The following is a 14,202-nucleotide window of genomic DNA, read 5'->3' as shown; positions in this document are numbered from 1 at the left end:
CTCCTACTCGATTGGTTCGCTTGCGCAAATTGGAGTAATCGGAACATTTGCACTAATTAGCAGTATATATGTGAAAGTATGTTTCAAAATTGGAAAGGAGTATGGTATGTTAAATCGAATTCTCCGCTGTAGTTTGATCTTGATGCTAAGCATTGTCATCTTATCCCCATTGGGGCATGCTAATGAGCCAAATCTTCACACAACCGCTTTGCCTGTTCTACAGGCTCAGCATATAGAAAGTATAACGATGCGTCATGCGGACCTGTATTATTTGCCGTATTATGGGAATCGTCCTGAAGATCAAGAGAAAATCAGTGAAATCGTTGGACTCATCAACGCATTCATGCAGAAAGCTGTGCCGTCTACGAACCAACAGTCTCCTTTTGATGCATTTGGTGGATTTTTCAATTACTATGATTTGTATGTAAGTTTGAAGGATGGCCAATACTTTTCGTTCGAGATGGATGGTGAAAAGATACATTTTTATCATGACGGGGTTTTTTATACTGCTGAGGACCCAACAATACAGAGGGAAATCTATCAATATCGGGTCGATACCCAGCATATGACACTATCGAAGTCTGAAGTATCGGTAGGCGAATCTGTCCGAATCACGGGTAATGGCGCATTACCCGAAAACGGAGGAGTCCGGATTTTTCTAAACCCGCATTCCTATTCCGGGAATGTTCAGTCCACTGAAAGGGATATAACCTTTTCAACCAAAGACACCTTGTTAATCTATGAAGGACAGATCGTAAAATATGGAAGGTATGATTTTGAACTGACAATCCCCGCTTATGGCAGAGACTATACGAATAAACAAGTATGGATTGAACCAGGTAAGTGGACCATAGAGCTCGATTTCGGCGGAGTGAGATTTTTTGGCTCCCTCACTATCTTTCCTGCAGAAGCTCCTCTTCTAACTGTGAATGGAATACCCATTGAAACAAACCTGAGCAATCAACCCCGATTGATAAACGGCAGATTTATGATGCCAATTCGAGCGGTAACCGAAGCGTTAGGCTGGCAAGTGATTTGGGATGCAAAGTTTCGGCAAGTCTTGCTCTATAACGATGGATCGGATCATACGGAGAGATTGGAGAAATCCACAGGAGAAGGCATACAATTATGGGTGAATGGAGAACGTCTTGAAGCTGATGTTCCCCCTGTGCTGATTTCTGGCACTGTATTTGTTCCCATCAGTATAGTGTCCAATGCCTTGCATTACCCAGTGATGTGGTTAGAGCAACTCAACACGGTTAATCTATCTGTAACGCCCGATCCGTTAAGGATGGGGGCGCCGGGAACGAATGAGGATCGGATATCGGACGTTATGAACCAATATGTGACGTTTTATAATGGCAGGTATGAAAAGAAATTGCTGGAGCTGTTTGTAACCGATGCGGATACGCTTCCACAGTTTGATCAGATCGGACATCATCGAATTGTCGATCTTGACGAACGGTCCATCACTGTTCAAGACGGAAGTGCAAATGTTACTCTACACCTATCCTCCATGTTTCATCCTAAGGGGATCATTCACTCCGAACTTAAGGTCGAGCTTATTCAGCAAGAAGGCGAGTGGAAAATAGCGAGTATTGCGGAAGCAGAGGAAAGCGGTTAAGAGGGTTGGGCTGCTGAAACCGTGAACCAAAGACGAAGGCTGCCAGATTATCGCATAAGAAAACCGCTATGGCCCATAGGACGTTTCAAGGTATGATGTAGACAAGTGTCTCTATTCGCAATTGAAAGACGTGGATGAAGGAGTGAAGGCTTTTGAAGACACTCATAACAGTCACAAACCCGGATTTGAAAAAGCTTTTGTTTTCCAAACGATGTTTGGATCTCCTGACTTCCGTCTCGGAAGTATGTTGGGCGGAGGAAGGCAAACCTTATACAGACAATCAGATGAAAGCGGATCTGCCGGAATTCGATGCTGTGATTACCGGTTGGGGATCGCCCAAGCTATCCGCAGACGTGCTGGCCTGCCCAATGTGATAGGCGTGCCGCATATCGGAGCGTTATCCGGTTATTGGAAGCCGCGCATGGGCGAGCTCGTTGCCGAGGATTTGGTTCGCTTCGCGCAAGGCGAGCCAGTGCAGCGATTGATCAGTTATGAGAAATTCAAGCGCATGACCCCCTTATAAAAAGATCCATGCACCATCTATGTGCGCCAATACCCCCAGAAGGGAGAGCAGAAGTGTGAAATTGTCTTTTACTACGTTAGCATGCCCGAGTTGGGATTTGGATACGATTGTAAGACAAGCCGTCCATTGCGGTTACGACGGTGTGGACTTTCGCGGATTGCAGGGAACGATGAATGTGTTTGAGTTGCCCGCATTTACTTCAGAATGGAATAAGACCGCTCGTCTACTGCTGACAGCGCAATTGCAGATATCTTGCTTTTCCAGCTCTGTTCAGTTGATATCCCGGGAAAAGCTGGAGCAGCATCTTGAAGAGGTACGTGCTTATGCTGCGCTTTGCGAGCGTTTTCAGACGAAGAAATGGCATCCCGAAATACAAGAGCCGGAAGTGGCACTTCCCCAGTATGTGTCTTATATGAATAAACTAAAAACACAGATTTCATAGAAAAGAAGAGCAGTGATCCTTCCCACCTTGCTGCGCTGCATGGTTCCCGGCCTTGCCATGGCAACCCTTACTTTCCGCAATTGCCCAATGGTTTCGCTTACATGGCTCAACTCTATTTTTTCTATTCTTTTGTGCGTAAAATTCTATTGAAAATGAAAAGTTTTGCGCATATAGTAGATATAGGTTTTTGCAGGTTGTCTTTACACAACCTTATAAATTTCAAAAATGGGGGCATGAGCAATGAAAAAATCGATGATCGTGCTGGCGCTTGTGGCGATGTTCGCCTCGTTGCTGGCAGGCTGCGGCAGCAGCAATGAAGGAAGCGGCAACGCGGGAAGCGGCGACACAAACGACAGCGGAGCAAGCTTCAAGGTAGGAATGGTAACGGATGCCGGAACGATTGACGACAAGTCCTTCAACCAGGGCACTTGGGAAGGAGTCGAGCTCGCGGCAAATGAATTCGGTCTGGAGAAGAAATACTTGAAACCTGCCGGCACAACTGAAGCGGACTATATGAAGGAAATTGGCAACTTGTATGATGCCGACTTCAAATTCATTGTAACGCCGGGCTACAAGTTCGAGACGGCAATCTTCCAAGCGCAAGAAAGATATGCCGATGCGAAGTTCGTTCTGATCGACGGCTATCCGCATAACGGTGATTACAATGAAGTAGTAGGCGAGAACACGGTATCGATCTTCTTCGCCGAGCATGAGTCGGGCTTCCTCGCCGGTGTTGCGACTGCCGTTGAGCTGCAGGAAGGCGAAGCCGGATTTATCGGGGGAATGGAAATTCCTGCGGTACAGAAGTTCAACTGGGGCTTCCAGCAAGGACTTGCATACGCGAATGAAAATCTTGGCACCAACATTAGCCTGAAGCCGGAAAATGTAGTGTACGAGGGCAGCTTCGACAACTCCGCAGCTGGCGGCCAGCTGGCGGCACAAATGTTCGATCGCGGCGTGAACGTCATCTTCTGCGCAGCTGGCGGCGTTGGCATCGGTGCAATCAGTGAAGCGAAGAATCGTGTACAAGCCGGGGAAGAAGTATGGATTGTCGGCGTCGATGTTGACCAATATGCGGACGGCGTGTACGACGAGGACGCAAACAGCTCGGTTGTGTTGACCTCCGCGATGAAAAAGATCGACCAAGTAGCTTATGACATGATCAAGGCTGAATTGGATGGCGAATTCCCAGGCGGAGAAATTCTGACGTTCGACGCGAAGAACGATGGCGTTGGCATACCTGTAGAAAATCCGAACCTGAGTGACGCAACCGTAACACAAGTGGACGAGATTTTCGCTCAGATTAAAGCAGGCGAAATTGTTGTTTCCGACGAACAAGGAAATCTCATTAAGTAAGTCGAATAAAAAAAGACGGGAAAACCGTCTTTTTTTATGTGCGTACAAGCAAGACTCGTCAATCTTTGCTTGTACTCGACAAATATTTACAGGCAAAAGGAGTCGCGCCCCTATGGATTATGTCGTTGAAATGCTCAATATCCGGAAAGAGTTTCCGGGCGTCGTCGCCAACGACGATATTACGCTCTGCTTGCGGAAGGGGGAGATACATGCGCTGCTCGGCGAGAACGGAGCCGGCAAGTCTACGTTGATGGGCATGCTGTTCGGGATGTATCAGCCTGATTCAGGCATCATCAAAGTGCGCGGGAAGCAAACGAAGATTTCAAGTCCGAATGTAGCCAATCGACTCGGAATCGGCATGGTGCATCAGCATTTCAAGCTCGTGAGCAACTTTACCGTCACGGAGAACATCGTGCTCGGCAGCGAGCCGAAAAAAGGTCTTGTCATTGATATCGAAACGGCGAGCAAGCGCATTCGAGACATCTCGGAACAGTACGGCTTGAACGTAGACCCGCATGCCAAAATCGAGGATATCTCTGTCGGGATGCAGCAGCGGGTGGAAATCTTGAAGATGCTGTATCGAGAGGCGGATGTGCTTATTCTCGACGAGCCTACTGCTGTCTTGACACCGCAGGAAATCGAAGAGCTGGGCAAGGTGATGAAAAGCCTGGTCGGAGAAGGGAAATCGATTATCCTGATTACGCACAAGCTGAAGGAAATTAAAGCAGTGGCGGATCGGTGTACAGTCATAAGGCGTGGCAAGACGATCGGTACAGTGGAGGTCGCCAGCACGACAGAAGCGGCAATGGCGGAGATGATGGTGGGTCGCCAAGTCACGTTCAAGGCAGCCAAGCAGGAAGCCAAGCCGGGCGCACCGGTCCTGCGCATCCAATCGCTTTCGGTGAAGAACAGCAAGAAGGTGTTGGGTCTGAAGCAGTTCAACCTGGAAGTGCGTGCAGGCGAGATTGTCGGAATCGCGGGCGTTGAGGGGAACGGCCAGACCGAATTGGTCGAAGCCATTACAGGTCTTCGCAAAGCAGAGTCCGGAAGCATCTTGTTCGAAGGGCAGGATATTGCGAACATGTCCATACGGGCGCGCATTGAAAAAGGCATCGGGCACATACCGGAGGACAGGCAAAAGCGCGGGTTGGTGCTTGATTATACGATAGAAGAAAATATGATCTTGGAAGTGTATCAGAAGCGTCCCTTCTCCAAACGCGGACTGATGAACAAGTCGGCTATTCGCGCATATGCCCAGCGGATCATAGAGAGTTTCGATGTCAGGTCCGGGCAAGGGGCGACATCGATAACGAGATCGCTGTCTGGCGGGAACCAGCAAAAGGCGATCATTGGGCGCGAAATAGAGCTGGACCCGCTGCTCTTGATTGCCGTGCAGCCAACCCGCGGATTGGATGTCGGTTCGATCGAGTATATTCACAAGCGCTTGATTGAGCACCGCGACAAAGGAAAAGCCGTGCTGCTTGTATCCCTGGAGCTCGACGAGATCATGAACGTCTCGGATCGGATTGCCGTTGTGAACAACGGAGAACTGGTTGGCATCGTGAAGGCTGCGGAAACGAGCGAGAACGAGCTGGGTCTGATGATGGCCGGACTAAGAGGAGGGGAAGGGGCATAATGAGAAACACCATCATATCGCTGCTTGCCGTTCTCTTCGGCTTGCTCGCCGGCGCATTGCTGATGACGGTGACCGGGCACAACCCGTTTGAGGGATACCGGTACTTGTTTGAAGGCGGATTGAAAAATGTGGAACGCTTTGGCAACACCTTGGCAACGGCCACTCCTCTGATTTTTACTGGCCTGTCTGTCGCGTTCGCATTCCGCACAGGCTTGTTCAATATCGGGGCAGCCGGACAGATGCTGTTCGGCGGATTTTGCGCAACCGCTGTCGGATTGACCCTCGATTTGTCCAAGCCGCTCATGCTGATATGCACCATCTTGGCCGGCTTCATAGGCGGGGCCCTCTGGGCCTTCATTCCGGGATGGCTTAAAGCGAAATTCAACGTTCATGAGGTTGTGTCAACGATCATGATGAACTGGATCGCTTATTGGACGATTTATTATACGGTGCCTGCCTATTTCAAGGGGCAGTACTTGGAGACGGAATCGAGACTTCTTCCGGAAGCCGCATCATTGCGAGTGCCGTTTCTGACCGAAGCTTTCGGCGGCTCTTATATAAATTTGGGACTGTTTCTGGCGGTTATCGCCGTCATTGTCGTCGCATTTATAATCAATAAAACTACGCTCGGCTATGAACTCAAAGCGGTCGGTTTCAATCGCCATGCTGCCGAGTATGCCGGCATCGGCGTGAACCGCGGCATTATTGTCTCGATGCTGATTGCAGGCGGCTTGGCCGGGTTGGGCGGAGTAGCGGAATTCACCGGCAACGCATCCAACATTCAGATCGGCAAGCTGCCTACGCAAGGCTTCGACGGCATCGCAGTAGCGCTTCTTGGCAGCAATGCGCCGCTAGGGGTATTGCTGGCAGCGATCTTTTTCGGGCTCTTGTATTCCGGGCGCGGATTTATGAATGCCATGACGGACATTCCGCCGGAAATTGCGGATTCGATCATCGCGATTATCATTTATTTCGCCGCTACCAGCATTCTGATTGAACGGTTGGTTCGCAAGCTGCTGCGCAAGCGTGCGAATAAAAGGGAGCAAAATGTCGAGAAGGGGAGGGAACGTTAGTCCATGTGGAAGTTGATAGTAGATATTTTTCCTTATGCGGTTATCTTCACCATACCTCTTCTTATTACAGCGTTAGGCGCCCTGTTCAGTGAGCGAAGCGGTGTTGTCAATATCGGGTTGGAAGGTCTGATGATTGTCGGGGCCTTTACGGGCGCACTGGTTATTTTCCAATTGCAGCATCTTTGGACCAAGCACCCCATTGTGCTCTGGATCGGATTGCTGGCAGCCGCGCTGCTCGGCGCCATCTTCTCGCTGCTTCATGCGTTCGCCAGCATTAATCTGAGCGCCAATCAGATTATAAGCGGCACGGCCATTAATATGATCGCAGGCGCTATTACGGTATTTTTGGCCCGCAACATTACAGGGAGCGGCAACATCCGAATTGTGAGCGGATTTCAGCCTTTTGACGTACCGATTTTGTCTGGAATTCCGATTATCGGCGATCTCTTTTTCAAGAAAACCTATGCCACGACTTGGCTTATTCTGGTTGTCCTGCTGGTCTGTGTATTTGTGCTTTACAAGACGCGATTCGGCTTGCGTTTGCGGGCATGCGGTGAAAATCCGCAAGCGGCGGAAGCCGCGGGCATCAACGTGTATAAAATGCGCTATATGGGCGTGATTATCTCTGGAGCGTTCGCCGGGTTAGGCGGCGCGATCATGATGGTTACCTTCGCAGGCGAATTTACCGGTTCGGTTGCGGGTCTTGGCTTCCTGGCGCTCGCTTCGCTCATCTTCGGACAGTGGAGGCCGCTCGGTGTATTGGGGGCTACTTTGTTTTTCGGGTTTGCCAGCACGGTAGCCAATGTGTCTCAGGTCAATCCGGCGCTGCAAGTCATTCCCCCGATCTTTCTCAAGGTGTTTCCGTATGTGGTGACACTGATTGCGCTGGTATTATTCTCGAAGTCTTCCCAGGCGCCTAAAGCCGCCGGGGAACCTTTCGATTCTGCCAAAAGATAGTACCTGGATATAGTAGAAGGAAGGCATGGGATAGCAGTTGCGCGTTCGGGGGCGGCAGTGCAGTATAAGCATGGAGGGTAAAAGCAGTGGCACAGTTGTATTACAAGTATGGAACGATGAACAGCGGCAAATCTTTTGAAATTATTAAAGTCGCCCATAATTATGAGGAACAGGACAAGCCTGTCATGATTTTTTCACCGGCGATCGACGACCGGAGCGGAGCTGACGTGGTCGGCTCCCGGGTGGGCTTCAGCAGGCCAGCCATATCGGTAGACGCAGGAACGAACATGTATGACATTGTAAAAACGAGGCTGGCGGATGTGACTTTGAAGCGAGTCTATTGTGTGCTTGTTGATGAAGCGCAGTTTTTGAGCAAGGCGCATGTGCTCCAGCTTACGCAAATTGTGGATGAGCTCGGTGTGCCGGTCATGGCGTTCGGCTTGAAGAACGATTTTCAGAATCAGCTCTTTGAGGGCAGTTACAATTTGCTGGTGTATGCGGACAAAATAGAAGAGATTAAGACCATTTGCTGGTACTGCGATCGCAAAGCGACCATGGTCATTCGCTTAAGGGATGGCGTGCCTGTGAATGAGGGAGAGCAAATTCAGATAGGCGGAAATGAAGACTACAAGCCGGTATGCCGCCGCTGCTATCATGCGTCATTTCAATAACAGGCAAGAGCCAAGCGTGCTGAGCTTCAGCGGGTTTGGTTCTTTTTTTTCAGCCAAAAATAATGAAATCAAGGCTTGTGTCCTTCTCAGTCCAGCAGATTCGGTCGTTCTGTGCCATTTGCTGGAGCTTACCCGGCAGTATGCTGCTTGCCCCCATGCAAGCTCAGGCTTATAGTGAAACCAATCAATCGTTGTCAGACTTCAACAGGATGGAAGTGAGTGCTAGTGCCATCATGGAAACGTACAATGTGGATCTTGTGGGCCGGTGTATTGCTGTGCAGCGCGAGCTATACGATGTCGGTGCCTTTTCTGCCGTTGTTCTTGTTCGATCTGGGTGTGCAGGCAGAGGCAGTGAATTTATGGGCGGGTATAGTGCATGCTTCGGCTTTTATGGTAGGCGCTTTCATGGCGCCGTTGTGGGGAGCGGTGGCGGATAAGTATGGGCGCAAGAAAATGGTCATTCGGGCGGGGTTGAGCCTTGCGATCATTTACGCGTTAATCGCGTTTGTGCGCAATCCATGGGAGCTGATTGTCGTGCGCATGCTGCACGGTCTGGTTGGCGGCTTTGTGCCGGCTTCGATGGCCATTGTAGCCAGCGTGGCGCCAGAGAACAAGATGGGCGCAAGCCTCGGCATCATGCAGGCGGGAACGATGACTGGCGGCATTCTCGGTCCGCTGTTCGGTTCCTTGCTTGCAACATGGTTCGGGCAGCGCATGTCCTTTCTAGTCGCAGGCGGTGTCATCTTTGTCGCCTCGCTGGCCGTTATCTTTTGGGTGAAAGAAGGAAAGCCTGCGGCGGCGCGCAGCAAGATGAAGATGCGCGAGCAGTTCCGCACAGCGCTGCATCATCGGCCGCTGTTGTCGATGTTATTGCTGCTGCTGACATTTCAGCTTGCCTTCAATATGATCCAGCCGCTCTTGACGTTGCACATTGCCAATATGAAGGGGAATGTGCAAGATGCTGTGCTGTCGTCCGGCCTGGTATTTGCGCTTATCGGGGCTGCCGGCATTATTGCGTCTCCCCTGTGGGGCAGAACTGGGGAACGGCGCGGATATCGGCCAACCTTGGTCATTTGTCTCGTTTGTGCAGGCATTATGCTGGGCATTCAATTTTTTATTGACCAATTGTGGCTGTTCGTCGCAGTACAGTTTGTGTTCGGCCTGTTTATGGCAGGGGTGGTGCCGATCGTGAATACGCTGGTGCTGCGCAGCATGGGAAAAGATTTTCAAGGCCGCTCACTAGGATTAACAGCCAGTGCGAACCAACTGGGCGGACTGGTTGGTCCGTTGGCGGGCGGTTTGCTCGGCTATTTCATGGACATTCATTGGATTTTCTTGACGGCGGGGCTCATTCTCATTGTGCAGGGGTACGCCGTGTATTCGAGCTGGAAGAAGAGGGCGGCGGATGAAGATGAACCGTTGTCTGCATCATAAGGCTTCTTCCATCGATTGCATGCCTTTCGAGGATAGGCGAGGCAGGCGATGCATGGTACACTGATTGGTGAAACGGAAATAGGGCATCAAGCGCATACCCAGACAAGGTATTGATCACAAAGGCAGGGAGGGCAAGCCTTACATATGAAGTGGATACATACGGCAGATTGGCACTTGGGAAAGCTTGTGCAGGGCGTGCATATGACCGAGGATCAGCGCTATGTGCTGGAACAGCTTCTGCAAGCAATTGTAGAAGAACGGCCCGATGCGGTCATTATCGCGGGCGATTTGTACGATCGCGCGGTTCCGCCTACCGAGGCTGTGGAGCTGCTAAGTGAGACTCTGCAACGCATCATCGTAGATTTGCATACACCTGTGTTGGCCATCGCGGGCAACCATGACAGTCCCGACCGTCTCGATTTCGCAGCGAAAATTATGGAACAGCGGGGACTGCATTTGGCAGGGCGCCTGCGCAGAGAACTGGAACCTGTAGTGCTGCATGATGAGGCGGGCGAGGTGCATTTTCATCTAATTCCTTATGCTGATCCGGCGCAAGCCCGGCATGTGCTGGACGATGATTCGATTCGCACGCATGATGATATGATGCGCGCGATTATTAGTCGCCTGGAAGAACGAATGAGCCGGCAAGCCCGCCATGTGCTGATCGGGCATGCCTTCGTTACGCCGCATGGCGAACCGCAGGATAATACCAGCGATTCCGAGAGACCGCTGGCCATCGGAGGAGCGGAGCATGTGCGGGCGGAATGGTTCCGTCCCTTTCACTATGTAGCTTTAGGCCATCTGCACCAAGCCCATTATGTGGGGAGCGAAACAATTCGCTATGCGGGCTCGCCGCTCAAATATTCGATTTCCGAGGAGAATCATCGCAAGGGCTTCTACGTGGTGGAAATGGACGCAAGCGGGGGCATACAGGTGGACAAACGACTGTTCTCCCCATTGCGCGATATGCGCAGGGTTAAAGCGACGATGGAAGAGCTGTTGACCCACCCGGTAAACGAAGACTACGTTTTTGTTACGTTGCTCAATGAGCATCCCGTGCTGTATCCGATGGAGAAGGTCCGGACGGTGTATCCGAATGCGCTGCATGTGGAGAGAAGACCGCCGGCGGCCGTTGCCGCGGATTCGCAAGAAAGCGAGCTGCCGCGTGCAAGAAGGGAAGCGGATCCTGCCGCTTTGTTTGCTGCATTTTACGAGGAAGTGCAAGGACGTCCGCCGGGAGAAGCCCAACAGGCACTGCTGATCGAAACATGGAACGAACTGCTGCGCGCGGAAGGAGATGGCGCATGAGACCGATTGAATTGATATTGACGGCGTTCGGTCCTTATCGCGATAAAGAGTGCATTGACTTTCGCAAGCTCGGAAATCATCGATTGTTCGTCATCAGCGGCAATACCGGGGCAGGCAAAACAACGATTTTCGATGCGATCAGCTTTGCGCTGTACGGCTCCGCAAGCGGTGAGGATCGTGCGGATGCCCGCATGCTGCGCAGCGATTTTGCTCCGGAAGATGTACATACATCCGTGAACTTCACGTTTGCCGCGGGCAGCCGCACTTACCGGGTTTTCCGCCAGATGGGGCATCGCAAGGGCAGCAACAAGAGCGAAACGGGGAGCAAGATCGAGCTGTATGAAATTGACGGGGAGAAGGAAACGCCGTGTGTGGATCGCTTCACAATTAGTGATGTGAATGCCAAGCTGGAGTCGCTTGTAGGACTGTCCAAGGAGCAATTCAGCCAGATCGTGATGCTGCCGCAGGGCGAATTCCGCAAGCTGCTGACGTCGGATACAGAGAACAAGGAAGAGATTTTGCGCCGCATATTCCGGACAAGCCTGTACCAGAGGCTGGAGGAACGCTTTCAGCAAATGGTCCGCGAGCGGAAAGAACAGCAGAAGGAAGTACATATGGCTTTGCAGCTGCAGCTGGCTCAAGCGGGCGAGGTGCTGCCGCAGCGGCAGGACAGTCTGCTGGCGCAAGTTTGGCTGCAGCCCGATAGAAATGCGCAGCAAGTGACGGCTGCCTTGGAGGAAGAAGCCGCATATTATGAAGCTTTGGAGGAGCGTTCACGAACAGCGAAGGAGGCGCTGGCTTCGCAGCTGCAGCTTCAGGAAGCGGAGCTGCGCGACAGCATGCTCCTGAACAATCGCCTGGATGAATTGGAGTCACTGAGGGAGAAACTCGCTGTGCTGGATGGGCAGAAGGCAGACATCGAGCATACGGAGCAGCAGTGGCGGTTGGCTGAACAAGCAGCGAAGATCGAGCCTTTTGAGGAGCAAACAAGAAGGGCGGATCAGCTCCGCAAGGCGAAACAGCAGGAGTGCGCAGAGCAGGAACAAGCACGCTTGTATTTGCAGAAACAGCTTGAAGAAGCGCGTACCCGCTACCTGGAAGAAGAGGCGCGGGAGGATGAGCGGAAAGCCGCTGAAGCACGCTTGCGGCAGCTGCAGGAGTGGGTGCCTGCCGTGCAAGAATTGGCAGTGAGGAAAAGAGAAGTGCAGGCGCTGGAGGAGCAGCTGACGCAGGCCCATGCAGCGATAGAGGATTCGGAACACAAGCTTGCGGAACTGCGCAGTGAGAAGCAAGCCGCAGCGGATCAGCTTAAATTGCTCGATCATGTGCTGGCTGCCTTGCCCGAGAAGCTGGCCGCTTTGGAGCGCATGCGCCACAAGGCGCGATTGCTGAAGGAACTGATCCGGCTCGAGGAGCAAATGAGCGAATTTGCAGAAGCGGAGAAGAAGCTGCAGCAGCAATTGGCGGCGGCCAAGGAAGAGCATGATCGGCTGGAAACAGGCTGGATCGAAGGTCAGGCCGGTTTGCTGGCTGCGCATCTGCACGACGGCGAGCCGTGCCCGGTATGCGGGAGCAAGATGCATCCGATGAAAGCGGATGCGCAGCAATCAGTCCCATCACGAGAAGCGCTGCAGAAGGCGAAGGAAGAGCTGACTGCTGTAGAGCAGGTGTTCGCAACAGCCAAGGCTGAAGCAGCCGCAGCACAATCCGGTTGGCGCAGCAAGGAAATGGATAGGCTGGAATATGGAATACAGCCGCGAGACCTTGCACTGCAAATGGCTGAATTGGAGGCTGAAGGCAAGAACTTGCGTGCGGAAACGGAAACGTTGAAAGCACAAGCTGCGCATCGCGATGAGCAGAGAAGCCGGATGGAAAAGCTGGAGGCCGAATTGGACAAGCAGCAGCAGCGGAGAGAACAGCAGCAGCAGCGGTATCATGCGCTGCAGATGGAGCTCGGCTCCAAGCAATCGTTGCTGCAAAGCGAGCTGGCTCGCATTCCGGCGGAGCTTCAATCGCCTGAGCATCTGCAGGCTCAAATACAAGATCAAGAGCGCGTATGCGGTGAGTTGGCGCGCGCCTGGAAGCAAGCGCAATTATTGCGCGAACAGCTTGAAACGCAGCATGCTGCGCAAGAAGCCAGCGTTATCCAGCTTCGCAGACAAGCGGAAGACGCGGACATAGCATGGCGGGATGCGGAAGCACGCTTCCAGGCTGAGCTTGTCAAGGCCGGGTTTGCTGATGAAAGCTCCTATACGCAAGTCAAGCTTCCGGAGGAAAATCGCAAGGCTTTGCGACAGCGGCTGGATCAATTTGCCGAAACCTATGCAACACTACGCGCACAACGGGATTCGCTTCAGCAGGAACTGGGCGATCGGCAGGCGGTTGATATAAGCGGAATACAGCAAGCGATAGTCCGTACAAAGGAAGAATTGGAGCAGGCGCTGTCTGCGGTCCAGCAAGCTGCAAGGCATAAGGCAGATGCAGACAGAATTCGTACAGCGATTGGACAGAAGGCCATTCAATTGAAGGAAGTCGAATCAGACTTGGAGCAGGTGATGGATATCCACAATATGCTGAAGGGCGACAATGCATGGAAAATGTCGTTCGAGCGGTATATCCTCATTGAATATTTGGAGCAGATTTTGCATGCGGCGAATCTCAGACTCCAGCAGCTGTCGAATGGGCAGTTTTTGCTGCAGCGCAGCGGCAGATTAGAGGCAAGAGGGCGGCAGAGCGGTCTTGGCCTGGATGTGTTTGATGCGTATACCGGCCAAAATCGCGATGTCAAAACATTATCAGGCGGCGAAAAATTTCATGCCTCGCTCAGTCTGGCCCTGGGTATGACTGACGTGATTCAGGCAGCTCAAGGCGGCATCTCTATTGAAATGATGCTCATTGACGAGGGATTCGGGTCACTGGACGAAGATTCTTTGAACAAGGCGATCGCGGCGCTTGCGGATTTGCAGCGCTCCGGACGAATGATTGGCGTGATCTCCCATGTGACCGAATTGAAACAAGCTTTCCCTGCCGTGCTGGAGGTCGTGAAGACACGGGAAGGATGCAGCCGTACGACATTTTTAATCAAATAAGCGCGATTCATTGATTGGCTGTCTGATTTCTAGTAGTATAGTTTTAGACAGATAAACCCTGTTCATTATTTCGAACAAATAGCAAAAAT

12 protein-coding genes are annotated in these 14,202 nt (G+C 51.9%); all 12 read left to right on the top strand.

Annotated elements, in window-relative coordinates; genetic code table 11:
• On the top strand, nt 1-1,624 hold a 1,624-nt coding region (locus tag XYCOK13_RS00375; RefSeq protein WP_244864915.1), incomplete at its 5' end, for a copper amine oxidase N-terminal domain-containing protein.
• Between the two features lie 152 nt (nt 1,625-1,776).
• Nucleotides 1,777-1,998 (top strand): Rossmann-fold NAD(P)-binding domain-containing protein, encoded by a 222-nt coding sequence (locus tag XYCOK13_RS00370; protein WP_213409858.1) that lies wholly within the window; start codon nt 1,777-1,779, stop codon nt 1,996-1,998.
• A 5-nt stretch (nt 1,999-2,003) separates the two neighbouring features.
• Entirely contained in the window at nt 2,004-2,147 is a 144-nt protein-coding gene (locus tag XYCOK13_RS00365; protein WP_213409857.1) for a hypothetical protein, read from the top strand.
• 55 nt (nt 2,148-2,202) lie between these two features.
• Nucleotides 2,203-2,589: an IolE/MocC family protein gene (locus XYCOK13_RS00360; protein WP_213409856.1), complete on the top strand. Its 387-nt coding sequence runs from the start codon at nt 2,203-2,205 to the stop codon at nt 2,587-2,589.
• Between the two features lie 240 nt (nt 2,590-2,829).
• Nucleotides 2,830-3,945, top strand: a complete 1,116-nt coding sequence (locus XYCOK13_RS00355; protein WP_213409855.1) for a BMP family lipoprotein — start codon at nt 2,830-2,832, stop codon at nt 3,943-3,945.
• Between the two features lie 112 nt (nt 3,946-4,057).
• A complete protein-coding gene (locus tag XYCOK13_RS00350) occupies nt 4,058-5,581 on the top strand; it encodes an ABC transporter ATP-binding protein (RefSeq protein WP_213409854.1) in 1,524 nt (507 codons plus the stop codon).
• On the top strand, nt 5,581-6,654 hold the full coding sequence (locus XYCOK13_RS00345) for an ABC transporter permease (protein ID WP_213409853.1): 1,074 nt from the start codon (nt 5,581-5,583) through the stop codon (nt 6,652-6,654). The genes XYCOK13_RS00350 and XYCOK13_RS00345 overlap by 1 nt, the downstream gene beginning before the upstream one ends.
• Before the next feature lie 3 nt (nt 6,655-6,657).
• The gene (locus XYCOK13_RS00340; RefSeq protein ID WP_213409852.1) at nt 6,658-7,611 is read left to right on the top strand and encodes an ABC transporter permease; all 954 of its coding nucleotides are present in this window, start codon (nt 6,658-6,660) and stop codon (nt 7,609-7,611) included.
• 86 nt (nt 7,612-7,697) lie between these two features.
• Entirely contained in the window at nt 7,698-8,282 is a 585-nt protein-coding gene (locus XYCOK13_RS00335; RefSeq protein WP_213409851.1) for a thymidine kinase, read from the top strand.
• Between the two features lie 246 nt (nt 8,283-8,528).
• Nucleotides 8,529-9,716 carry an MFS transporter gene (locus XYCOK13_RS00330; protein ID WP_213409850.1) on the top strand — a complete coding sequence of 396 codons (1,188 nt, stop codon included), beginning with the start codon at nt 8,529-8,531 and terminating at the stop codon, nt 9,714-9,716.
• 144 nt (nt 9,717-9,860) lie between these two features.
• Entirely contained in the window at nt 9,861-11,024 is a 1,164-nt protein-coding gene (locus tag XYCOK13_RS00325) for an exonuclease SbcCD subunit D (RefSeq protein ID WP_213409849.1), read from the top strand.
• A complete protein-coding gene (locus XYCOK13_RS00320) occupies nt 11,021-14,113 on the top strand; it encodes an AAA family ATPase (RefSeq protein WP_213409848.1) in 3,093 nt (1,030 codons plus the stop codon). Before XYCOK13_RS00325 ends, XYCOK13_RS00320 begins: the two co-directional genes overlap by 4 nt.
• The last annotated feature ends 89 nt before the right edge of the window (nt 14,114-14,202 follow it).

It is taken from the genome of Xylanibacillus composti, from assembly GCF_018403685.1.
Taxonomy (GTDB): Bacteria; Bacillota; Bacilli; order Paenibacillales; family K13; genus Xylanibacillus; species Xylanibacillus composti.
This window is presented reverse-complemented; position numbering and strand designations above follow the sequence as displayed.

What these genes read in the sequence shown, in the direction of transcription:
- XYCOK13_RS00350 (WP_213409854.1), top strand. Translation starts at nt 4,058, where the DNA reads ATGGATTATGTCGTTGAAATGCTCAATATCCGGAAAGAGTTTCCGGGC.
- XYCOK13_RS00345 (WP_213409853.1), top strand. Translation starts at nt 5,581, where the DNA reads ATGAGAAACACCATCATATCGCTGCTTGCCGTTCTCTTCGGCTTGCTC.
- XYCOK13_RS00355 (WP_213409855.1), top strand. Translation starts at nt 2,830, where the DNA reads ATGAAAAAATCGATGATCGTGCTGGCGCTTGTGGCGATGTTCGCCTCG.
- XYCOK13_RS00330 (WP_213409850.1), top strand. Translation starts at nt 8,529, where the DNA reads ATGTGGATCTTGTGGGCCGGTGTATTGCTGTGCAGCGCGAGCTATACG.
- XYCOK13_RS00340 (WP_213409852.1), top strand. Translation starts at nt 6,658, where the DNA reads ATGTGGAAGTTGATAGTAGATATTTTTCCTTATGCGGTTATCTTCACC.
- XYCOK13_RS00325 (WP_213409849.1), top strand. Translation starts at nt 9,861, where the DNA reads ATGAAGTGGATACATACGGCAGATTGGCACTTGGGAAAGCTTGTGCAG.
- XYCOK13_RS00320 (WP_213409848.1), top strand. Translation starts at nt 11,021, where the DNA reads ATGAGACCGATTGAATTGATATTGACGGCGTTCGGTCCTTATCGCGAT.